Genomic DNA, 20,811 nt, shown 5'->3' on the forward strand with positions numbered 1-20,811 from the left:
TTTCTACTTGAATAAATATTGCTCATATAGCCAAATACGAGCACTTTTAACAGCATCTGGGGATGGTAACTTGCCGGACCGGTCAGGTAGTAGGCGGCATTGAGCGGCTCTAAATTGATCTTATTGATCACATCGTTGACCACCCGGACAACGTGCCCTTTGGGGACAAGATCTTCTAAACTTGGAGGAAGCAGCATCAACTGATGCTGGTGATAAGGCTTGAAATTAGGCTGTCGGCGACCCATTTTTCTTTGGTTTGCTTATAACTAAAGATAATCAATCCAGAAAAATTACCCAAACCTCTAAAATGAAAAAAGACTGCCTCATTTGAGACAGCCTCTTTTTTATTGCCTTTAAAGTAGCTCAACTGCGCAGTTGGCGATTCTTCCCAAGAAAAATCTTATGTTTGAACCTCCGGTTTGACATCCATCAGAAATGTTTATCTATGACTAACTCTACGTGGCTTAATAGCGCTGACAATCGTCTGAAGCTGCTGATTCTCGCGTTTACGATTCTCCTCCTTCCATTCGTAGCACTATCATTTTTCACTTTCCCGACGACCGACGATTATTGTCACACGTTGACAGTCAATGAAATGGGCTACTGGGCTTATCAAAAGCATTATTGGCTTACCTGGTCGGGACGCTACATCGGAACGCTCATTTCTGCGACGCAGCCGCTTACCTACGGCTCTTACTTTGGCTACAAAGTCGCTCCTGCCATTCTGCTTCTGATCTATGTGCATGCTTTTATCACATTTGCCAAAGCATTATCAGCAAATAAATTGCCTATCTGGCAAACTGCCTTGCTCGCATTCTTACTGTTGTTTGTTTTTATCGCCGAAATGCCGTCTGTTCCAGGGTATATCTATTGGTATACCGGCTACTATTACACGATCGCCGACATTAGCACACTTTACCTTTTGGCTTACTTCTTCCGACAGTTCCCGGCTATTAAAACCCAGAATATAATTGTGCTGTCGCTAGGCCTCATTTTACTGATCGGAATGAATGAGTATACGTTGGTCTGGCTGGTGATTCTCTGCGGCTCGTTATTCTTTTTCAAAAGTATAATTGACAAGAAAATACATTTCAAATACCTGGTCCTCTCCCTTGTCTCATTGACTTTTGGCGTATTGTCTGTGACAGCGCCGGGCAATGCAGCCCGGGCGGAATCGGGGCTTTATCCTACTCCATTGAAGTACAATCTGCTTTTTTCTTTGAGAAGCAGCTTCACTTGGGAGTTTCATAATCTATCGAAAATGGCCCCGGCTTTGTGTGTGCTGACACTTGTCCTGATCCCGATTGCCTGCATGCTGTATACTTCACGAAAGTCTGGTGAATTCAGCTTCTTTTTTGTACATCCCGCATTCTCCCTACTGGTTTTTGCAATAGCTCTTTACCTGAGCTACTTTCCATCCTACTGGTCTATCGCTGAGCCTCCTAACCTTCGCGGACAATGCGTGATCAACTTCTGGACGCTGATTGGCTGGACTTTCAATGTATTCGTCATAATATTCTGGTTATTGGAAAAAGAGCGCATCAAGCCCATATTGAGCCTGGGTGTGTTGAGCTGGGTTGTCGCTTTTTACTTTTTCAGCTTATACCTGAGCAATTTCAATTATCGCTCTGCCTGGTCGGACCTGCTTACTGGTCGTGCTGCCCGTTACAACAAAGAAATGATCGCCCGTACAGAGCTGGTGCTCAGCACAAAAGAGCAACAGGTAACTATACCAAAATTGAAGAACATGCCGTACACAATTCTCAATGTGACGCCAGACTGGGATCCTGCGTGGGCATCAGTGGAAGTTAATAACGGTTGTGCCGAATGGTATTTCAAGAAAAAGTTTTTCTATAAGTAATTTTTTATCTACCTTTGCAAGCCAAAATTACGGATAGACAGAGATTTATATCGCAATAATTTGATACTGAGATGAAACGTACCTTTCAACCATCGAATCGCAAGAGGAGAAATAAGCACGGATTCCGTGAAAGAATGTCCACTGCAAACGGACGTAAAGTGATTGCTGGCCGCCGTAAAAAGGGCCGTTGGAAACTGACCGTTTCTGACGAAAAACGCCACAAGCAATAATCAGGGTTTGATTGGTCTGAGTTTAGGGCGATAATCCGGGACGTAAAGTTCGGGAAGCGAAGTCTTTCATAGTCTGATAAATTTGACCATAATCAAGTTTATCAGACATTTTTTTATTAGAAGACTTGAAACAAACATTTGGTAAAAATGAGCGTTTGTGCAGCCCCCGTATAATCGGCAGGCTTTTCAAAAAGGGTAGTTCGGAGGTCCACACGTTCTACCTTTTTCCTTTTAGGGTGCTTTATATGAATGCCCCCGTCTCCCCTCCCCAAGTCCTCTTTTCAGTCTCGAAGAGAAATTTTAAAAAGGCTGTCGACCGAAATCTGATCAGGCGGCGCTGCCGCGAAGCTTACCGGCTTAACAAGCATTCACTGGTTACATTAACCACTGAGTCAAAACCTTCCTACATTGCTTTTTTATATCTTGCAAAAGAAATAGTGTCCTACGACGTTATTGAATCGGCTATGAAGCAATCGCTCACCAAACTGGAAAAATTGCCGGCCTCACCCAAAAGTCCATCCTAATTCCTGAACATAGATGAAAAAGTATTTCCGCTCCATGTTGCTGGCTCTGCCCGTAGTTGGCGGCCTGGCATTTGTGTCTTTCCGGCAAGACGACCGCCTGTTCGAAATAGCACGTAACCTTGATATTTATGCTACGCTTTTCAAGGAACTGAATGCGTATTATGTTGACGAAATCAATCCTAATCAGCTGATAAAGACCAGCATAGACAATATGCTGCGCTCTCTTGATCCTTATACCGTGTATTATGCGGAGGATGATATCGAGGATTATATGACCATGACGACGGGTAAATACAATGGTATTGGCGCCATCGTGAATTCCGGAGAAGGCAAACACACGGTTATGATGGTGTATGAAGATACGCCCGCTCAGAAGGCCGGACTCCAGCTGGGAGACGAGATCACCAAAATCAATGGGATCGACCTTTCTACAAGAGAGGATTTTGATACGGGGAAACTCCTGAAAGGACAGACACAAACAAATGTGACGCTGACCGTAAAGCGGTACGGAATTACAAAACCGCTTGAAATAAAGCTGAACAGAGATATCGTGAAGGTAACCAATGTACCTTATTACGGTATGCTAAACGAGAGTGTCGGCTACATTGATCTGAAAGACTTCACTGCCACCGCTTCCCGTGAGGTACGGAATGCATTTCAGGAGTTGAAAGGAAAAGGTATGAAGTCCGTTATTCTCGATTTGCGTGATAATCCGGGCGGATTACTAAATATGGCCATTGAAATTTCCAATATTTTCATTCCCAAAGGTGAAGAGATCGTTTCCACAAAAGGAAAGGTAAACGATTGGAATAAAACTTACACTGCTTACAATCCCGCACTGGATGTTGACATTCCTGTGGTGGTATTGACCAACAACCGCAGTGCATCGGCTGCGGAGATCGTTTCAGGTGTGATTCAGGATTATGACCGCGGCGTTTTGATCGGACAGAGAACTTACGGTAAAGGTTTGGTGCAGACTACCCGTGATTTGTCATTTAATACCAAAATGAAGATCACTACTGCCAAATATTACATACCGAGCGGCCGGTGCATCCAGGCAATCGATTACAGCCACCGGAATGACGATGGCAGTGTAGGCAAGATCCCAGATTCATTGATGACGGAATTCAAAACTAAAAACGGGCGCGTCGTTTTCGATGGAGGCGGTATTTTGCCTGATATTTTGACAGAAAAAGAAACCTACTCGCCGTTGGCTACTTCGTTGGGGCGCAACCGACTGTTCTTTGATTATGCGGTTAAATACCATTTTGAGCACCCTACCATTAAACCTGCCAAAGAATTCCAGCTTTCTGATACGGATTATGCGGCTTTCGTAAAATGGCTTGGCGACAAAGAATATGATTATACCACGCAGGTGGAACGTGAGCTTAGCGAGCTGGAAGCTTCGGCTAAAAAGGAGAAATCTCTGGAAGTAATCGAAGACCAGCTAAAAGCACTGAAATCTAAGCTAGGACACAGCAAAGACAATGATCTGCAGATATTCAAGCCTGAAATCAAGAGAATCCTGGAAGAAGAGATTATTAAGCATTATTACCTTGAAAAAGGAATGCGGGAAGCTTCTTTCAATAATGATAGTGAAGTAAAAGCCGCATTGGCACTTTTCAAAGAGCCTGCCCGTTACAACGAGATCCTTAAAAAGAAATAGTCAGATTCAGCCCGTCACACGACGGGCTTTCCATTTATGCTTATCCTAGCTATTGATACTTCTACGCGCGGCTGCTCCGTGTCACTTACCAATGAAACCGGAGTAGTTTCAGTTTACGAGCTTTTTACCGATAAATCGTCTTCGGCTATGCTCACTACCCTCATTGCAGGCTGTGTAGAAAATGCAGGTTACACATTAAGTGACCTGGATGCAGTGGCGGTTGCGATGGGGCCTGGCTCCTATACCGGCCTTCGCGTGGGTGTTTCTACGGCAAAGGGACTTTGTTATGCATTGGATAAACCGCTGTTAGCTATCAACACGCTTGAAGCAATGGCGCTGCAGCTCGCTCCATTTTATCCCGGCCATTTACTCTGCCCGATGATTGACGCCCGGAGAATGGAAGTTTATGCAGCTGTTTTTAACGATCAGAACGAGCCGGTACTTCCTACTCAAGCGACTATATTAGCCGAAAACTCCTTCGAAGATCTTTTACAAATAAATAAAATGGTCTTTTTTGGCGATGGTGCTGCCAAGTTTAAGTCACTCGTCGCTGACCAGCCCAATGCATTATTCCCCTCAGCAGACATTTATCCATCTTCAAAAACCATAGCGTTGCTGGCTGTAAAAGCTTTCGATGCTGGAAAGTTTGAAGATGTGGCCGCATTCGAGCCTTATTATCTCAAAGATTTTATGTCACCTGCTCCAAGAAAATCCAAAACACTTGCATAATCGCTTTTGTAAAATGCAGTAAACGAACTCAAATTTTTTCGTGTTGGTTTTTTATCAAAATACAAACCGAAATGGAAGCCGAAGAGATCGTAAATCGCGTAGCAACAAGTGGGATTGTTTCGCTCGACCTGGAAGAACTGTATCAGCCCGGAGAGCGTGTCCTCTATGATATCAAAGACAATCTGTGGCAGGGGATGATTTTGCGGGAAAAAGATCTTCGCGAATTCCTGAAAGCACATGATTGGTCGCAGTATACAGGCAAGCACGTTGCAATTATTTGTTCGGAAGACGCGATCGTGCCCACCTGGGCTTATATGTTGCTGGCTGTGCACCTTGAACCTTACGCACAAAGCGTGGTTTTTGGAGATTTGGCCGCATTGGAGGCTACACTGTTTAGCAATGCTATTCAAAAGCTTGACATTGATTCTTTCGCAGGTAAAAGAGTAGTTGTAAAAGGCTGCAGCAAAGTAGAGGTGCCGGTAAGTGCCTACGTGGAAATCAGTCGCCTGCTGAAACCTGTCGTGCAAAGCCTGATGTTTGGCGAGCCTTGCAGTACCGTACCGCTCTATAAAAAACCTAAATCTTCCGTTTCAGCTTCCACAGACTGATCTACGTCTTCTTTCAACAACCGGAAAGTCATTCGGTGGTATGCACAGGGTCCATGTAAGCCGATTGCCTTGCGGTGGTGAATGGTGGGATAACCCACATTGTGTTCCCAGCCGTAGAATGGAAATTGTGCAGCAAGGTTTTCCATCAATGCATCCCGGTAATTTTTGGCAAGAACCGATGCCGCTGCAATGGACAGGTAATGCGCGTCGCCTTTGATAATGCAGGTATGCGGGATCATTGGATAAGGCGTAAACCTGTTTCCGTCAACGAGCAAATGCTCTGGCTTCATAGTCAGCTTATCAACTGCGCGATGCATTGCCAGGAAGCTTGCTTTCAGGATATTGATTTTATCGATTTCCAGATTGTCCACCTCAGCCACAGCCCACGCCAATGCTTCTCTGATAATTTCTTTTTCAAGTTCCAGGCGCTGTACCTTGGTCAACTGCTTGGAGTCGTTGAGAAATGAGTGCTTGTAGTCCCGCGGCAGGATAACCGCAGCCGCAACAACTGGTCCGGCCAGACAGCCTCTTCCTACCTCATCCAGGCCGGCTTCAATTGCTTCTATATTGTAAAAAGGTTTGAGCATTAATCTTCGAGGATATTGGCCATGAATGTGCTTTTGGTGCCGATAGCTGCAAGCAGGAAAAGCACTGCCCAATAAAGATATATTCTGTAAAAATCCTTGACATCCCGCGACAGCATATCACGGGATTTGACCTTTTCGAGCTGGTCTATCTGTTTAAACACCATTTCCAATCCCGAATTGTCCGTAGCACGAAAATACTTCCCATTGCCCAAACCTGCAATATTTTGAAGCTGCCCTTCATCTATTAATGCAGTACTCGCGGTACTATCCGAGCGCGGTGCCTTTTTCAGGCGACCAACTGAAATCGTGTACACTTTAACGCCAAATGCATTAGCCAGCTGCGCAGAGGTAGTCGGATCCAGATTCCCAGAGGTATTATCGCCGTCGCTGATCAGGATCGCGACCTTACTTTCGCCCGGCATTTCACGCATTCTGTTCACTGCTACCGCCAAAGCACTACCTATGGCTGTTCCGGGAGTAGGGACCATCTTAGGGTTAATTTCATCTAAAAAACCATAAAGGAGTTCATAGTCGGTTGTAAGCGGACAAAGTGAAACTGCCTCACCTGCAAATATGATCAGCCCTATCCTGTCCTGTAATCTGCCTCTGATGAAGTTCCGCGCCACTCTTTTGGCGGCTTCCAGGCGGTTTGGATTCAGATCTTTTTCCATCATCGAATCGGATATATCCAGCAAAAGCATAATATCGATTCCTTCTGAATATTGGTCTGTTCGCTCCGTAACAACCTGCGGCCGTGCCAAAGCCATGAGAATGAGAGACACTGCCAATCCGACACAAAGCGGCTGCACGAAGCGCAGCAGAGTCAGCAAATTAGCAGTACCGCTTACCGGTGTATGGGTGATTGTAAGCCGCTGTTTATGGTTACGGTGCAATGCATTCCGAAGCCAGAAAAGGATTGGAATAAATGGGATCAGATATAAAAAGTATGGATACACCCACTCGTACGACTTGAACATGTCGTAAGTAAACCAGCGAAGTGAAAACCATGCATCCATTCCTTTGATCAGCTGACCGGACTATCCAGTATAAATTTCCTTTTATTGCGATAAAGCCGGGTAGCTCCTGTTTTTAAAACTTCGAGATATACGTCCATATTCTTGGACTTCCCCTGGCCGCCGTACACGATCCCGTCCATGTTCCTCAATGCATCCGCAAGTGCATCGTCGGGCATATTGTCCATGATTTCGCGGGTTGTATAAGTTGCAAAAGGCTTTTTCTCCAATCTTTCGAGATAGTTTTTCCAAACAATGATCGCTTTCTCCGCATCCTTTATATTGTTCTTATCCCGGGCATTGCGCATTAACCTGTTAAAAGATCTTACATATTCCAAATGCCGCCTCTGCAACTTAATGAGCTGCCATTGCTTATAAATATCCTGTCCAAAAACCCAATAAATACTGCCCGACACGCCAATAACCAGGGCGACAGTACCAATCAGAATGGAGAAGTTGAACTCACTGCTCAATGGAAGCAGGTCCGTCTCCGGCTTCAAAACAGGCTTTTCGGTAGACTTAACCAAATTGCTGCTGATTAAAAACACAGAGTCTGGTGCTGTGAAAACAGAAGTGCAATCTTTGGTACGAAAAACAAAAACTGGCAGGCGCAATGTTTGTTTGGGAGCTACGTCAAAAGATATAAGCTGGTAAACCGCGCTGTCGAGCGTTCCCTTTTCGTCGGTATTGGACACGAAAATCCGCTTTGATACAATTTCAAACGGAGAGAAGTTATACGCCGAATCGGGAAAGAAAATTTCGGTACCTGGCTGGTGGCGCACACTCAATGCGAAATATACCGGCTTGCCTACTTCAATGCTGTCAGTTAGGAAAACGCCGGAAGGTTTTATTTTCTGCGCAAATGCATGGGCACATAAAAAGAGGATCAGCAACAAACTGCCGGTCATCTTTTTTACAAAAAACAAAGAAAACACTCTTCCCATTCTATTACTGCGACGCACTGCTTTTGGTATAACGCCTTACTTTAAACATATGGATAAGCGCAGGTACATAATCTTCCTGGGTGTTGATAGAAATGTAGTCTGCGCGGTTCTGGTGGCACAGCCTCCTCAGCTCCGAGCTTCTCTGATCAAAGCGGCTCGACATATCTTCCCGGTATTGTTTTGAAGAAGTGTTTACCCAAACAGTACTTTGCGTTTCGGCATCGTACAATGGAATAATACCCAAACCAGGCAGGTTAATTTCCCGTGAATCGTATAAATGAATTACGATCAGATCGTGTTTGCGGGCGAGCGCTTTGAGGTTGTGGTGGTAATTGCTGTCAATAAAATCGGAAATCAGAAAGATCAGGCTGCGTCGTTTAAGCACATTCAAAGTGACCAGGATCGCCTCGCCAATGTTGGTCCGGGTAGATTCAGGTACCAGCTTGTACAGTTCGGAAATCACCGTGTACCCGTGCTTCATTCCATCGGAGGGGCGGATGTATCTTTCGTTACGGTCGGAAAAACAGAGCAGTCCCACGCGCGTTGCTTCCTGTATTGCCGACAATGCCAAAACCCCGCAGATCTCCTTTGCAATATCAATTTTAAGCCTTTTGGCCTCTCCCACGTGCTGCGACGCACTTACGTCGAGCATGAAAAAGGCGGTTTGCTCTTTATCTTCCTTGAATATCTTGATAAAGGTACCGTGTCCTTTTGCCGAAGTATTCCAGTCGATCGCCCGCACATCGTCGCCGTATTGGTACAGCCGCAGGTCATCGAATTCCAGACCTGAGCCTTTAAAAACCGAGTGAAAGTTGCCGTGACGCTCGCTGGTTACAGCTTTGCGCATGCGGATTTCGTATTTCCGCAGCTTTCCCAAAAACTGTTCAAACATAAGTTTTGCAAAAAAATTATCACCTTTGTCACCAGTCCTATCTAAACAAAGATAGGGATTTTGATAGTGATGCTGCTTTAAGCCATGAATATACCAATGCGGTTCGCTTCTTTCATATTGTTGTTCCTGCTGCTGTCCGGCTGTTCCGAGGAGGAGAAGCCGCCACAAGATACATTGTCGGAGGAAAAGATGGCCGCTATCCTGACTGACATTCACGTTGCCGAGTCCCGGGTGAACCGCCTGAACCTGCGGTCGCTGGATTCTTCACTAATGATCTTCAACCACTTGAAGGCAGATATCTGGAAGAAACACAAGGTGGATACGCTGACATATTCCAAAAGTTATTCTTACTATATGTCCCACCCCCAGCTCATGACGCGCATTTATGAAAAAGTGAATAAGAAAATTGAGATTAGGGAGAAAAATAACAATATTAAGCTCTGAACTATTCATTCCTCTCTGAATCACCCATTTAACCAAACACAACCCCATCCCGTGAATAATTGTATTGTTGTAATCCCAACCTACAACGAGATTGAAAATGTTGAAGCAATCATCCGGAAAGTATTCAGCCTGGCGCATCCTTTTGACCTGCTGATCATTGACGACGGTTCCCCGGACGGTACTGCGGATGTGGTTAAAAAATTGATGAACGAATATCCGGGGCTGCATATCGTGGAGCGCAAAGGCAAGCTGGGACTGGGCACTGCTTACATTCACGGGTTCAAATGGGCGCTGGACAGAGGATATGAATATATTTTTGAAATGGATGCCGACTTCTCTCATCCTCCCGAAGATCTGATTAAGCTATACAGAGCCTGCGCAGTCGAAGGTCACGATGTAGCGATCGGATCGCGTTACATTACGGGTGTGAATGTTGTTAACTGGCCCATTAACAGGGTGTTAATGTCGTATTTCGCCGGTACTTATGTAAGAACGATCACCGGAATGAAGATCATGGACCCTACTGCCGGCTTTATCTGCTATACAGCGAAGGTACTGCGGGCGATTAACCTTGATAATATCAGGTTCATCGGCTACGCTTTCCAGATCGAAATGAAATTTAATTCCTGGAAGTATGGATTCAGCATTGTAGAGGTACCTATCATTTTTACAGATCGTACCAAAGGCGCTTCCAAAATGTCACGCGGAATATTTAAAGAGGCTGTCCTCGGCGTGATCAGCCTCAAAATCAATAGCTACTTCAAAAGGTACATCGTCAAGCATTAAGCTCCGAAATCGCGAGCCAGCTCATTAATCCGGTTGATATTTCCAATGCGCTTTCGTCAATGTCGAAAGTTGGTGTGTGCACTCCTGAAACAATGCCGCGCGCTTCATTGCGCGTTCCGAGGCGGTAAAAGCACGAATCGACTACCTGTGAGTAGAATGCAAAATCCTCTCCTGCCATCCAGAGATCCAGGTCAATTACATTTTCGGCACCCACGTACCCCGTAGCAGCAGTGCGAACGCGCCGGGTGAGTTCGGGATGGTTTTTCAGGAATGGATAACCTTTGACGATTTCAAAATCGCAGCTTCCGCCCATTGCTTCGGCGATGTTTTCAGCCATTTTCTTCATTCTCCGCAGCCCGTCTTCACGCCATTCTTCATCCATGCACCGCCACGTTCCCTGGATAGTCACTTCGTTTGGAATTACATTCGTTACCCCGTCTGCAATAAACCTTCCAAATGAAAGTACCGCAGGATTTGCAGGGTTTCTGTTGCGGCTGATGATCTGCTGCAATGCAACTATAATGTGCGATGCCATTAAAACCGGATCGATCAGCTGGTGAGGTGCAGCTGCGTGGCCGCCTTTTCCTTTTACCGTCAGATATAATTCGTCGGTACTCGCCATGTACATTCCTTCCCGGAAACCGATTTTGCCTACCGGAATATTGGGAGCTACATGCTGCCCGACCATACTGGCAGGTTTTGGATTTTCGAGAACCCCTTCCTTTATCATCAGCGAAGCCCCGCCCGGCGCTTTTTCCTCGGCAGGCTGGAAAACCAACTTTACAGTTCCTTCAAAATCTTCTCTGATCTGGTTCAAAATCCGCGCAGTACCTAGTAACGAAGATGTATGTACATCGTGACCACAAGCGTGCATTACACCGGGTACCGTCGACTTATAAGGTACCTCATTCGCTTCCAGAATCGGCAATGCGTCAATATCTGCCCGCAGGCCTACCACCTTCTTCTCAGGATTTCTTCCTTCTATAAGCGCCACCACACCTGTACCAGCTATTCCCTCTTCCGGTTGCAAGCCCAATGCAGTCAGCTCAGCAGCGATGTATTTGGCTGTTTTAAATTCTTCAAAAGACAATTCCGGATTGCTATGAAGGTGCCGGCGATGAGCGATGATATCTGCTGACTGTTCTTTCGCAAGCGTTTTGATTTTTTCCAGAAGCTGAGACATAGGAACGCGGATCTTACTTTTAATGACGGTATTTGGTTACAAATCGCCCAAAGTTAAGTATAAATAGGTTGCAGTACTGATCCTGCAATACAACTCTGTCGCCCGCCCTTTTGGTAAGAAGGCGGCTAACATTGAACGTTGTATGAAGAAAAAGGGTAATTTTGACCAGACTTGAATTAATCAGCACAGCACAAAATGAATCAGAAGGAGTTTTTAGAATCGTTGGTTTGTCCGCTTACAGGAACCCCGTTAACTATATCAGAAGATCAGAAAACATTGACCAGCCAGGATGGTACGGTGTATGAAGTAGGCGACACCGGGATTGTCAATATGCTATATCCCAAAGAGCTGCTTCCTGAGGATGCACGCGAGCAATACCTGTACGATCAGGCATTTCTTCGTTACGACAAAGGTGTTTCCTGGGTTTTTGAAACCTTAAATCATTCTGATGAAGCTGCTACCAGAAAATTCTTTATTGATTTGATGGAGTTGAAGCCAGGCATGAAAGCTTTGGAAGTGGGCGCAGGAACCGGTAAGGATTCTGCATTGATCCTCGACCGCGTTCGCCCGGGCGGAACTGCTGTACTATCCGATCTTTCTCCGAATATGCTGAAACTAGCACAGGAGAAACTGAATACAGAGGACGTCAATGCGCATTACTTTCTTGGAAACGGTTCTTACCTCCCTTTTCCTGATGATACTTTCGATGCTGTTTTTCACTTTGGCGGTATTAATACATTCTCTGAGAGAAAAAAGGCTTTTGAGGAACTGACCCGCGTAGTAAGGCCGGGCGGAAAAGTTGTAGTAGGCGACGAAAGCATTGCTCCCTGGTTGAGAAATACGCCAACTTATGCCACACTTTTGAAAGCCAATCCGCTTTTCAGGGCTGAGGTTCCATTGGAAGATCTTCCTGCCAACATTGAAAATTTCAAACTGCACTACGTTTTTGGCAATGCATTCTATGTAATGGAGTTCAAAGTGACCTCAACTGCCCCGGAAGTAGATATTGATCTGCCGATACCAGGTAAGGATTTCGTAGATAACTGGCGCATCAGAGCTGAAAAGGCGGTGGACTAATCTTCACTTCTTCCATTTTACATTTCACTATCTAAGATATTACGCTTTCCATGTGGGTTAAAAAAGGAGTTATTTACAAACCTGACGGCAGCATGCCACATAGTTTGTCGCACGCACAGGTTCCATTTGCATATAAACACAAAGACTTTCTTCGCATTTATTTCTCGACCCGCGACGCCAGTACGCAGTCGCGTCCGACATTTATAGATGTGGATTATGATGACCCAAAAAAAATCCTTTACGTGCACGACAAGCCCGTACTGGAACTTGGCGGACCAGGTGAATATGACGAAACAGGCGCAATGCCAGCCTGGTTTATAGACAGGCCGAATGGAGATATCTGGCTTTACTATACCGGCTGGAACCGCACGCATAATTCCTACCGGCTTTCCATGGGACTAGCGGAGAGTCACGATGGCGGTTTGACTTTCAAGAAAAAGTTTGTCGGTCCGATTATGGATCGCAGCATTCAAAATCCGCTTTGGGCTGCGCAGCCTTCGGTGATGATCGACGAAGACGGTACCTGGCGGATGTGGTACATTTCGGGGCACAAATGCGAATGGATACATGATTATCCTGAACCCTATTATCGCGCGCAATCTGCTACTTCCAAAGACGGGATCCATTGGGAGATCAGCGACATTCCAACACTTGATTTCGACGATTTTCTGCACGCAGTAGGTCGCCCGAGTGTTTTCAAGGAAGATGGTATTTACAAAATGTATTATTCATTCCGCCACTCCCGCGATTACCGCACGGATCGTAACCAGAGTTACCGGTTAGGCTATGCAGAATCTCTGGATGGAACGAACTGGGAAAGAAAAGACCATTTGGTAGGAATTGCAAAATCAGAAAACCCCGAGGATTTCGACTATCAGATGATCGACTACGCTAATTTTTATCAGCACAACGGAAAACGTTACCTGCTGTATAATGGGAATGGCTTTGGTGCGGCGGGATTTGCTTATGCAGTCTGGGAGGATTAATCTCCTGAAAAAGACTGATCTAAGTCACTTCTGCATTGCCAAAAGAATAATAATTTTGAGCGATCATTATTACTTAAACTTCACACAAGCAATCAGAAAATGAGTACACTTCAAGAACAGTTTAACAGAGACGGGTATGTTCTTCTAAGAGATTACCTCGATAAGAACATTATCAATACAATATATACAGACGCACGCAAAATCTTCGCGACTCAGATCAAACACGTAACGGGCCGGTCAGTCGATATAGACGACCGGGATGCATTTGAGAATGCAATGTTTGAGTTTTTTGAGAAAGATTTCAATGCATTCGTCAATACCGGTAAAACAGTACAACATACATTTTCACTGCACCGTCTGGGAGTTGATCCTTTGATCGAAAACCTGTTGAAAGAAGTGGGTTTGTCTAATCCAATTATCGGCGCACGTGCTGCGATGCAGTTCAACAGCCGGTTTTTGTCAAAAGACGGAAGCAAGCACTGGAAACTGGATGCGCACCAGGATTGGCGCACAGGTCAGGGTTCTCTGGATAGTACCGTAATCTGGTTCCCGATGGTTGATGCCGGCGCCGACATTGGTGCATTGCAGGTAATTCCAGGCAGCCACACTACCGGTCTGCGGGAATCCTCGACTTCGGGTTATCAGGGCGGGATCACAGCAGAGTTGAAAGATGAAGACTTCGTACAAACCGAGTTTAAAGTAGGCGATCTCCTGATCTTCTCTGCGTTTTTGATCCACCAATCAGGAAATAACATTACCAACAACATCCGCTGGTCTGTTCAGCTGCGGTACAACAATCTCGACGAGCCTACATTCATCGAGCGCGGCTACCCGATGGCGTACATTTACAAACCCGAAACAGAGCTGGTTACACCTGATTTCCCAAGCGTAGAGCAGTTGAAGGGGGTTTTTAGTTAGATCTCAGTTGGTCAGGAACTAGTATGGATATTAAATATTTTCAGGATACAGATACGCTGCTTTTAGTTTTTAATCAAAATGAAGTGGTATCAACTGATGATTTGAATCAAAACATGCTTGTTGACCTTGATGAAAATGGAAATCCCGTTTCCTTGACTATTGAGCACGCTACCAGTGTGACGAATGTTAATGGTTTGTCCTTTCATCAAATCAATGGTCACATTGTGAAGGAGCTTGTTGCCATTTAGAATCTTACATGAAAGTATCAGTCTGCGTCCCAACATATAATCACGAAAAGTACATTGCACAGATGCTCGAAGGAGCTTTTATGCAGCAAACTGATTTTGATTTTGAAATTGTAATCGGCGACGATGCTTCTACGGATAGCACGCAAGCAATTATAAAAGAATACGATCAGAAAAAGCCCGGGCTAATCCGGGCTTTTCTGCATTCCGAGAACCAGGGTCCGAGCGAGCCGCGGGAATTTGCCGGTCGGAATAATGTACTGCAACTCGTGAAAGCTTGCAAAGGTAAATACGTGGCCATGTGCGAAGGCGATGATTACTGGACGGATCCATTGAAGTTGCAGAAGCAGGTCGACTTCCTGGACAAAAACCCGGATTTCAGCGTCTGTCATCACAATATGCGGGTTGTTTATGAAGATGGATCTCCTGAGCACTTATTTAACAAGCCGGATCAGAAATCCATTTCTGGTATTGCGGATATCCTGGAAGACAAATGGTTTTTTGCCACAGCCAGCTGGATGTACCGGAATCCTTTCCAAGATCAAGATTTTGCTGATTGGCATGCGAAAGCAGCTGCGGGTGACTGGGCTTTGATGATTCAGCTTGCTGCCAGAGGTAAGATCGGCTATCTGCCGGATGTAATGGGTGTATACCGGAAGCACAGCGCAGGCCTGAGCAATGTGCACGCACATACAAATATTCCTTTTTTACAAAACAGAAAGGAAATGTTTGAAAACGTAGACAAGTGGCTGGACTACAAGTATCACGACGTTATTTCAAAAACCATAGCGGGCTACGAAGCAAAGCTCGCAATGCGCTGAAAATTGGCAGTTCAAATTAATAATCTTTAATTTGTACTGTTTTCAACAACTGACTTTTATGAAGCTAAGCGTCGTAATACCAGCATATAATGAGGAAGAATCCATTACACACACGCTGGTATCTCTTTACAATACATTGAATAAGTACAATATCCCCCACGAAATATGCGTGACTAACGATAATTCCAAGGATGGAACGTTGCGGGTATTGGACGAGCTTTCACTTCAGATCCCCACACTGGTTTACTATACCAACCCGGGCCCGAATGGTTTTGGATACGCGGTAAGATATGGACTGGAACGCTTTAAAGGCGATTGCGTGGCCGTTTTCATGGCTGATATGTCCGATGATCCCGAAGATCTTGTGAAGTATTACAACAAAATGCTGGAAGGCGATTACGACTGCGTGTTCGGCTCCCGCTGGGACAAAGGCGGCAAAGTGATTGACTACCCGACACTGAAAAAAGTGATCAACCGCGTGGCAAACTTCATTGTTCGCATTGTAATGGGGATCAAGTACAATGATACCACCAATGCATTCAAGCTGTATAAAAGGGAAACCATCGAAGGTATCAAACCCTTTTTAGCTCCTCACTTCAATCTTACCATCGAGCTACCGCTAAAAGCAATGGTGCGCGGCTTCAACTATGCGGTTGTACCTAACAGCTGGACAAACCGGAAGTATGGCGAGTCGAAGCTCAAAATCAAGGAAATGGGAAGCAGGTACTTCTTTATATTGATGTACTGCCTCATTGAAAAGTACTTCTCTCAGGGCGATTTTATGAAGAAATCAACCGCGCCCAAAAAGGAAGTCAGCCGCTGAGGATCAGCCCCCGAGGAACAGCCGCTGATTCTCCTCGGCCACACTATTTGATCCAGTCCTGAATAAATGTGACTTTGTGGGCGATGTAGGAAATTCCAAGTCCCCAAATGATCGCGCTTAGCGACATCCACATGAATATGGAGTGTTTCGGGACGCGGAATGCTACCGCAAGGATTGGTCCGAAAAGTGGCGTGAACAATGGCGGCGTCAGAAATGCGATACCGATAATGCCAAAACGTTTCCAGATATTAACGGCAATGCGGTTGGTCCGTGTGAACTTTTTAGGCTTGGACTTTCGTCTTTTTTTAATAAATGCCTGAATCCCTCCGCCGATATACGTCAATACCAAAACAGTGAACATCATCCCAAGTGCGGAGCAAACTGCTGTTTCTATCCACGTCAATTTCAGGATTACACCGGTAATCGGGCCACCGAAGAATTTGAGTGTACTGGCAAGCGCAACAGATAAGTATTTGAGAAGGGTGGTTTTCATTTATACTTTCACCTGGATCATATCAGAAGCAAAACGCCTCGTTGCTTCATTGGTTTCAACATAGTCAGAATAGGAAGGGTTACCGATGAAGGCTATTTTGGCCAGGCTTTCGGTAATTACGTCCGAAATATCCAGAAATCCTATCCGGTCGTGTAAGAATGCATCCACAGCTATTTCATTAGCCGCATTGACGATACAAGCTGCATTCCCACCTTTTTCCAAAACCTCATAAGCAATCGCAAGATTCCGGAAAGTTTCCAGATCTGGTTTTTCGAATGTTAAAGAAGGATAACTGGCAAAATTAAATCTCGAAAAATCAGATTTTAACCGGCTGGGATAGTTCAATGCATACTGAATAGGCAGCTTCATATCCGGCAAGCCCATTTGTGCTTTGATACTACCATCTTCAAATTGCACCATTGAGTGAATAATACTCTGCGGATGCACAATCACATCGATCTGTGAAGCTTGTAAATCAAACAGCCATTTTGCTTCAATTACTTCAAGCCCCTTGTTCATCAATGTGGCGGAGTCGATGGTAATCTTCGCGCCCATTGTCCAGTTGGGGTGTTTCAATGCCAGCGCTTTGGTTACCTCTGCCAGAAACGCACGGTCTTTTCCTCTGAATGGACCACCGGAGGCAGTCAGAATAATTTTCTCTACCGGATTATTTTCCTCTCCGGCCAGGCACTGAAATATCGCAGAATGCTCTGAATCAACGGGGTAAATACTTACGTTATGCTCCTTAGCCAAAGCGGTGATGAGCTCGCCGGCTACGACCAGCGTTTCCTTATTCGCCAATGCAATCGCTTTTCCTGCTTTGATTGCGTGGATCGTGGGCAGTAACCCGGAGTAACCGACCATTGCGGTGAGTACGATGTCTACATCGTCACTTTCAACCACCGAAACCAGCGCCTCCTCCCCCTGATGAACCTTGATCGGAAATGAAGCTAATGCGGATTTTACTTTATCAATTTGATTTGCATTACATATCACCACCTCGGAAGGCAGGAATTTCACAGCTTGTTCGATCAGCAGATCGGCATTATTGCCGGCTGTAAGTACCGATACAGTAAATACGTCAGGATTGGCACTGATCACGTCGAGCGCCTGTGTTCCGATCGACCCGGTTGACCCTAAAATGGCAATTCTCTTCTTCATTCGATCTTCTTTTAAGGTCACCCCCTGTTTTTGAACTTAACCAATTCGTCTGCAATCTTTCTGTCGTTGGACAATCGCGGCACTTTATTCTGCCCGCCCAGCTTTCCATTTGCACGCATAAAATCAATAAATGCATTCTTTGGAAGTGGTACCAATTGCAGCGTCCTCAGGATACTTCCTTCGATCAGGTCTTTATAGTAAATGTTCAGCTCTGTTAGGCGCCGGTCTACATCTGCCACAAACTGCTCCATATTATTCGGCAAAGTAGCAAACTCTACCAACCATTCGTGATAAGGAAGCCCGCCTTCCTGCGGGTTCACCATCGGCGCCACTGTAAATTCCACTACCTCCACCTCCGGGTGCCGCTCCATTCCAAATTTCAGCGCTTTTTCAATCTCCTCTCCGATCACGTGCTCACCGAATGCAGATATAAAGTGTTTGATCCTTCCGGATACCAAAACTTTATAAGGGTTTGTAGAAACAAAGCGCACAGTATCTCCCAGTGAGTAGCCCCAAAGTCCTGCATTATTATTCACGATCATCGCGTAATTCTTGCCAACTTCCACTTCGCCGATTGAATATCTTGGCGGGTTTTCGTCAAAAAACTGATCAGCAGGAATAAACTCGTAGAATATGCCAGTATCCAGCAAGAGCAGCAATCCTTCTTCATGCTGCACATCCTGGTAAGCAAAAAAGCCTTCGGAGGCGGGATAGAGTTCAATAGAATCGATGGGTTTACCTATCGATTCGAAAAGTTTTGCACGATACGGTTCAAAATTAACTCCTCCATATATGAAAAGAGAAAAGTCCGGAAACACGTCCTTGATCTTCTTACCTGTTCGCTCCGTAATCCTGTCGAAATACATCTGCACCCAGGGCGGGATCCCGGATATCAGCGACATTGGCTGGTCGATCGTCTCGTCGATAATCCTTTCCAGCTTTGTCTCCCAGTCCTCAATGCAGTTGGTCTCATAACTGGGCATTTGATTTCTCCTGAGATAGCCTGGCACATGGTGGTTAGAAATACCTGACAAGCGGCCTGTCAGTACCCCGCCTGTTTCTGTCAGTACCGGGCTCCCTGACAGGAAAATAAGCTTTTTGTCTAAAAACTGCGACTTTCCTGTTTCAGCAATATACGTCAAAATGGCATTTCTCGCCGAGTCGATGTGATTGGAAATGGAGTCTTTGGAGATCGGGATATACTTTGTCCCGGAAGTTGTTCCGGAGGTTTTGGCAAAATAAAGCGGCTTGCCTGGCCAGAGGATATTCTCTGCTCCCTCTTTGACCTTGCTGATGTACCCTTTCAGGTCTTCATAATCGGAAACCGGCACTGCCTGCTTGAAGTCCGAATAGGAATGAATATCCCTGAAATAATGGTCTTTCCCAAACTCGGTAGCTGCCGCTTTAGCAACTAATTGCTGTCTCCATTTATCCTGAACCGCAATGCTTTCAGAGATCCATTGCTTCTGCTGCTGAACTATATATCGCGCCAGCGGCCGACTCAAAATTGCTTTGATTCCCATAGTAAAAACAAAGGTACGTAGTAATTGTAAATTCTGTCAAAGGGGCTAATTATGACGCTTTTTTACCCACTTTGAGGCAACTTCCTAAATTTTTTAAATGCCTTTGTTTGTGGACAATAATCTGTAATTTTGCCAACCTGAAATCAAAGTGAGCGCAAATTTTAACAAATTATATGGGATTGTTTGATTTTTTGACTAGCGATATTGCGATTGATTTAGGTACTGCCAATACTTTGATCATTCATAAAGATACAGTTGTAGTTGACGAGCCTTCTATCATTGCCATGGACAAAACCACGGGCAAAGTTCTGGCGATAGGCCACACGGCCATGCAGATGCATGAGAAGACCAACGAAAATATAAAAACAATCCGCCCACTCAAAGATGGCGTTATTGCAGATTTTACGGCGGCCGAAATGATGATCCGCGGCATGATCAAAATGATCGATACCGGCAGCCGGTTTTTTACGCCTTCGCACCGAATGGTAGTTTGTATTCCTTCGGGAATTACGGAAGTTGAAAAGCGCGCTGTAAAGGATTCTTGTGAGCATGCCGGCGCCAAGGAAGTTTACATGGTACATGAGCCAATTGCAGCTGCAATTGGCATCGGGATCGATATTACACAGCCGAATGGTGTGATGATCGTGGACATTGGTGGTGGTACTACTGAGATCGCGGTAATTGCACTTTCCGGTATTGTCTGCGAGCAGTCTGTCCGCATTGCGGGGGACGTTTTCACGCGTGATATCGTCGATTACATGCGTCGTGAGCACAATCTGCTGATCGGTGAGCGCTCTGCGGAACTGATCAAAATGGCGATCGGCTCTGCTTCGCCTGAGTTGGAAGTTCCTCTAGACGACTACCAGATCCGCGGACGCGATTTAATGACAGGTATTCCAAAGGAAATTCGCGTGACGTATAGTGAAATCGCGTATTCTCTTGACAAGTCTATTTCAAAAATTGAGGAAGGCGTCATGAAGGCGCTGGAAATCTCTCCACCTGAGCTTTCAGCCGACATTTTCAAAAACGGTATTTACCTGACAGGCGGCGGGGCTCTGATCCACGGTTTGGACAGGCGCATTGCTCAGAAAACAAAATTACCCGTTCACATTGCTGACGATCCTTTAAAGGCAGTAGTAAAAGGTACAGGAGAAGTTCTGAAAAATCTTGAACTCTACAAGCCTGTACTGATTTCTTAGGATCGGCTCGCGCATAGTTTATCAATTTGGCGCCTGGCGCCCGACGTTCAAAAAATTTATATTTTTGCGCATCGTGCGCCACACACGTATGTCGATTG

The 20,811-nt window shown here is 45.4% G+C and carries 24 protein-coding genes; 15 read left to right on the forward strand and 9 right to left on the reverse strand.

Annotated elements, in window-relative coordinates:
- On the reverse strand, positions 1–245 hold a 245-nt coding region (locus Q369_RS27940), incomplete at its 3' end, for a transposase (RefSeq protein WP_035333503.1).
- 200 nt (positions 246–445) lie between these two features.
- Between Q369_RS27940 and Q369_RS0120710 the strand changes: the two genes are divergently transcribed.
- The 6 genes from Q369_RS0120710 (at position 446) to Q369_RS0120730 (ending at position 5,618) form a co-directional block, all read left to right on the forward strand.
- Positions 446–1,861 (forward strand): hypothetical protein, encoded by a 1,416-nt coding sequence (locus tag Q369_RS0120710; protein WP_031529670.1) that lies wholly within the window; start codon positions 446–448, stop codon positions 1,859–1,861.
- A gap of 71 nt (positions 1,862–1,932) precedes the next feature.
- Positions 1,933–2,091 carry a 50S ribosomal protein L34 gene (rpmH, locus tag Q369_RS27945; RefSeq protein WP_035333740.1) on the forward strand — a complete coding sequence of 53 codons (159 nt, stop codon included), beginning with the start codon at positions 1,933–1,935 and terminating at the stop codon, positions 2,089–2,091.
- A gap of 125 nt (positions 2,092–2,216) precedes the next feature.
- On the forward strand, positions 2,217–2,615 hold the full coding sequence (locus tag Q369_RS0120715) for a ribonuclease P protein component (protein ID WP_031529671.1): 399 nt from the start codon (positions 2,217–2,219) through the stop codon (positions 2,613–2,615).
- Between the two features lie 13 nt (positions 2,616–2,628).
- On the forward strand, positions 2,629–4,281 hold the full coding sequence (locus Q369_RS0120720; RefSeq protein ID WP_031529672.1) for a S41 family peptidase: 1,653 nt from the start codon (positions 2,629–2,631) through the stop codon (positions 4,279–4,281).
- 36 nt (positions 4,282–4,317) lie between these two features.
- Complete coding sequence (gene tsaB / locus Q369_RS0120725; RefSeq protein ID WP_031529673.1) at positions 4,318–5,010, forward strand: tRNA (adenosine(37)-N6)-threonylcarbamoyltransferase complex dimerization subunit type 1 TsaB; 693 nt, start codon at positions 4,318–4,320, stop codon at positions 5,008–5,010.
- A gap of 71 nt (positions 5,011–5,081) precedes the next feature.
- The gene (locus Q369_RS0120730) at positions 5,082–5,618 is read left to right on the forward strand and encodes a DUF2480 family protein (RefSeq protein WP_031529674.1); all 537 of its coding nucleotides are present in this window, start codon (positions 5,082–5,084) and stop codon (positions 5,616–5,618) included.
- Here Q369_RS0120730 and rnhB read toward each other — a convergent pair.
- The 4 genes from rnhB to Q369_RS0120750 are packed head-to-tail and all read right to left on the reverse strand — an operon-like array spanning position 5,576 to position 9,054.
- Complete coding sequence (gene rnhB, locus Q369_RS0120735) at positions 5,576–6,205, reverse strand: ribonuclease HII (protein WP_031529675.1); 630 nt, start codon at positions 6,203–6,205, stop codon at positions 5,576–5,578. The two genes, Q369_RS0120730 and rnhB, sit on opposite strands and share 43 nt — an antisense overlap.
- Positions 6,205–7,221, reverse strand: a complete 1,017-nt coding sequence (locus tag Q369_RS0120740; RefSeq protein WP_031529676.1) for a VWA domain-containing protein — start codon at positions 7,219–7,221, stop codon at positions 6,205–6,207. The genes rnhB and Q369_RS0120740 overlap by 1 nt, the downstream gene beginning before the upstream one ends.
- Positions 7,222–7,229: 8 nt before the next feature.
- Positions 7,230–8,126 carry a hypothetical protein gene (locus Q369_RS0120745; protein ID WP_084165809.1) on the reverse strand — a complete coding sequence of 299 codons (897 nt, stop codon included), beginning with the start codon at positions 8,124–8,126 and terminating at the stop codon, positions 7,230–7,232.
- A 40-nt stretch (positions 8,127–8,166) separates the two neighbouring features.
- On the reverse strand, positions 8,167–9,054 hold the full coding sequence (locus tag Q369_RS0120750) for a DUF58 domain-containing protein (protein WP_031529678.1): 888 nt from the start codon (positions 9,052–9,054) through the stop codon (positions 8,167–8,169).
- Positions 9,055–9,138: 84 nt separating this feature from the next.
- On the opposite strand from Q369_RS0120750, the gene Q369_RS0120755 reads away from it, so the two are divergent.
- On the forward strand, positions 9,139–9,498 hold the full coding sequence (locus Q369_RS0120755; RefSeq protein ID WP_229206908.1) for a DUF4296 domain-containing protein: 360 nt from the start codon (positions 9,139–9,141) through the stop codon (positions 9,496–9,498).
- 51 nt (positions 9,499–9,549) lie between these two features.
- Entirely contained in the window at positions 9,550–10,284 is a 735-nt protein-coding gene (locus Q369_RS0120760; RefSeq protein ID WP_031529680.1) for a polyprenol monophosphomannose synthase, read from the forward strand.
- Here Q369_RS0120760 and Q369_RS0120765 read toward each other — a convergent pair.
- A complete protein-coding gene (locus Q369_RS0120765; RefSeq protein WP_031529681.1) occupies positions 10,274–11,467 on the reverse strand; it encodes a M20 metallopeptidase family protein in 1,194 nt (397 codons plus the stop codon). The two genes, Q369_RS0120760 and Q369_RS0120765, sit on opposite strands and share 11 nt — an antisense overlap.
- Positions 11,468–11,662: 195 nt before the next feature.
- Here Q369_RS0120765 and Q369_RS0120770 point away from each other — a divergent pair, with 195 nt between their 5' ends.
- The 6 genes from Q369_RS0120770 to Q369_RS0120795 all read left to right on the forward strand — a co-directional run bounded on the left by Q369_RS0120770 (position 11,663) and on the right by Q369_RS0120795 (position 16,337).
- On the forward strand, positions 11,663–12,544 hold the full coding sequence (locus tag Q369_RS0120770) for a class I SAM-dependent methyltransferase (RefSeq protein ID WP_031529682.1): 882 nt from the start codon (positions 11,663–11,665) through the stop codon (positions 12,542–12,544).
- 50 nt (positions 12,545–12,594) lie between these two features.
- Positions 12,595–13,530 (forward strand): glycoside hydrolase family protein, encoded by a 936-nt coding sequence (locus Q369_RS0120775; RefSeq protein ID WP_031529683.1) that lies wholly within the window; start codon positions 12,595–12,597, stop codon positions 13,528–13,530.
- A 99-nt stretch (positions 13,531–13,629) separates the two neighbouring features.
- Positions 13,630–14,448, forward strand: coding sequence for a phytanoyl-CoA dioxygenase family protein (locus tag Q369_RS0120780; RefSeq protein WP_031529684.1), 819 nt, complete (start codon positions 13,630–13,632; stop codon positions 14,446–14,448).
- 23 nt (positions 14,449–14,471) lie between these two features.
- Positions 14,472–14,696, forward strand: a complete 225-nt coding sequence (locus tag Q369_RS0120785) for a DUF2283 domain-containing protein (protein WP_031529685.1) — start codon at positions 14,472–14,474, stop codon at positions 14,694–14,696.
- 8 nt (positions 14,697–14,704) lie between these two features.
- On the forward strand, positions 14,705–15,514 hold the full coding sequence (locus Q369_RS0120790; protein WP_035333741.1) for a glycosyltransferase: 810 nt from the start codon (positions 14,705–14,707) through the stop codon (positions 15,512–15,514).
- Positions 15,515–15,572: 58 nt separating this feature from the next.
- Positions 15,573–16,337: a glycosyltransferase family 2 protein gene (locus tag Q369_RS0120795; RefSeq protein ID WP_031529687.1), complete on the forward strand. Its 765-nt coding sequence runs from the start codon at positions 15,573–15,575 to the stop codon at positions 16,335–16,337.
- Positions 16,338–16,380: 43 nt separating this feature from the next.
- Here the strand turns inward: Q369_RS0120795 and Q369_RS0120800 are convergent, their stop codons facing one another.
- From Q369_RS0120800 to Q369_RS0120810, 3 genes are read right to left on the reverse strand one after another with little or no spacing between them, the layout of a single operon-like run.
- Positions 16,381–16,830 carry a hypothetical protein gene (locus Q369_RS0120800; protein WP_031529688.1) on the reverse strand — a complete coding sequence of 150 codons (450 nt, stop codon included), beginning with the start codon at positions 16,828–16,830 and terminating at the stop codon, positions 16,381–16,383.
- The gene (locus Q369_RS0120805; protein WP_031529689.1) at positions 16,831–17,991 is read right to left on the reverse strand and encodes a 1-deoxy-D-xylulose-5-phosphate reductoisomerase; all 1,161 of its coding nucleotides are present in this window, start codon (positions 17,989–17,991) and stop codon (positions 16,831–16,833) included.
- Positions 17,992–18,008: 17 nt separating this feature from the next.
- Positions 18,009–19,514: a GH3 auxin-responsive promoter family protein gene (locus tag Q369_RS0120810; protein WP_031529690.1), complete on the reverse strand. Its 1,506-nt coding sequence runs from the start codon at positions 19,512–19,514 to the stop codon at positions 18,009–18,011.
- A gap of 173 nt (positions 19,515–19,687) precedes the next feature.
- On the opposite strand from Q369_RS0120810, the gene Q369_RS0120815 reads away from it, so the two are divergent.
- A complete protein-coding gene (locus Q369_RS0120815) occupies positions 19,688–20,713 on the forward strand; it encodes a rod shape-determining protein (RefSeq protein ID WP_015813280.1) in 1,026 nt (341 codons plus the stop codon).
- The last annotated feature ends 98 nt before the right edge of the window (positions 20,714–20,811 follow it).

The organism is Dyadobacter crusticola DSM 16708 (assembly GCF_000701505.1).
GTDB lineage: Bacteria > Bacteroidota > Bacteroidia > Cytophagales > Spirosomataceae > Dyadobacter > Dyadobacter crusticola.

Coding starts and splice junctions, on each gene's coding strand:
- Q369_RS0120795 (WP_031529687.1), top strand. CDS start 15,573: ATGAAGCTAAGCGTCGTAATACCAGCATATAATGAGGAAGAATCCATT.
- Q369_RS0120730 (WP_031529674.1), top strand. CDS start 5,082: ATGGAAGCCGAAGAGATCGTAAATCGCGTAGCAACAAGTGGGATTGTT.
- Q369_RS0120765 (WP_031529681.1), bottom strand. CDS start 11,467: ATGTCTCAGCTTCTGGAAAAAATCAAAACGCTTGCGAAAGAACAGTCA.
- tsaB (WP_031529673.1), top strand. CDS start 4,318: ATGCTTATCCTAGCTATTGATACTTCTACGCGCGGCTGCTCCGTGTCA.
- Q369_RS0120710 (WP_031529670.1), top strand. CDS start 446: ATGACTAACTCTACGTGGCTTAATAGCGCTGACAATCGTCTGAAGCTG.
- Q369_RS0120755 (WP_229206908.1), top strand. CDS start 9,139: ATGAATATACCAATGCGGTTCGCTTCTTTCATATTGTTGTTCCTGCTG.
- Q369_RS0120750 (WP_031529678.1), bottom strand. CDS start 9,054: ATGTTTGAACAGTTTTTGGGAAAGCTGCGGAAATACGAAATCCGCATG.
- Q369_RS0120810 (WP_031529690.1), bottom strand. CDS start 19,514: ATGGGAATCAAAGCAATTTTGAGTCGGCCGCTGGCGCGATATATAGTT.
- Q369_RS0120720 (WP_031529672.1), top strand. CDS start 2,629: ATGAAAAAGTATTTCCGCTCCATGTTGCTGGCTCTGCCCGTAGTTGGC.
- rnhB (WP_031529675.1), bottom strand. CDS start 6,205: ATGCTCAAACCTTTTTACAATATAGAAGCAATTGAAGCCGGCCTGGAT.
- Q369_RS0120785 (WP_031529685.1), top strand. CDS start 14,472: ATGGATATTAAATATTTTCAGGATACAGATACGCTGCTTTTAGTTTTT.
- Q369_RS0120790 (WP_035333741.1), top strand. CDS start 14,705: ATGAAAGTATCAGTCTGCGTCCCAACATATAATCACGAAAAGTACATT.
- Q369_RS0120805 (WP_031529689.1), bottom strand. CDS start 17,991: ATGAAGAAGAGAATTGCCATTTTAGGGTCAACCGGGTCGATCGGAACA.
- Q369_RS0120770 (WP_031529682.1), top strand. CDS start 11,663: ATGAATCAGAAGGAGTTTTTAGAATCGTTGGTTTGTCCGCTTACAGGA.
- Q369_RS0120745 (WP_084165809.1), bottom strand. CDS start 8,126: ATGACCGGCAGTTTGTTGCTGATCCTCTTTTTATGTGCCCATGCATTT.
- Q369_RS0120815 (WP_015813280.1), top strand. CDS start 19,688: ATGGGATTGTTTGATTTTTTGACTAGCGATATTGCGATTGATTTAGGT.
- rpmH (WP_035333740.1), top strand. CDS start 1,933: ATGAAACGTACCTTTCAACCATCGAATCGCAAGAGGAGAAATAAGCAC.
- Q369_RS0120775 (WP_031529683.1), top strand. CDS start 12,595: ATGTGGGTTAAAAAAGGAGTTATTTACAAACCTGACGGCAGCATGCCA.
- Q369_RS0120800 (WP_031529688.1), bottom strand. CDS start 16,830: ATGAAAACCACCCTTCTCAAATACTTATCTGTTGCGCTTGCCAGTACA.
- Q369_RS0120780 (WP_031529684.1), top strand. CDS start 13,630: ATGAGTACACTTCAAGAACAGTTTAACAGAGACGGGTATGTTCTTCTA.
- Q369_RS0120740 (WP_031529676.1), bottom strand. CDS start 7,221: ATGGATGCATGGTTTTCACTTCGCTGGTTTACTTACGACATGTTCAAG.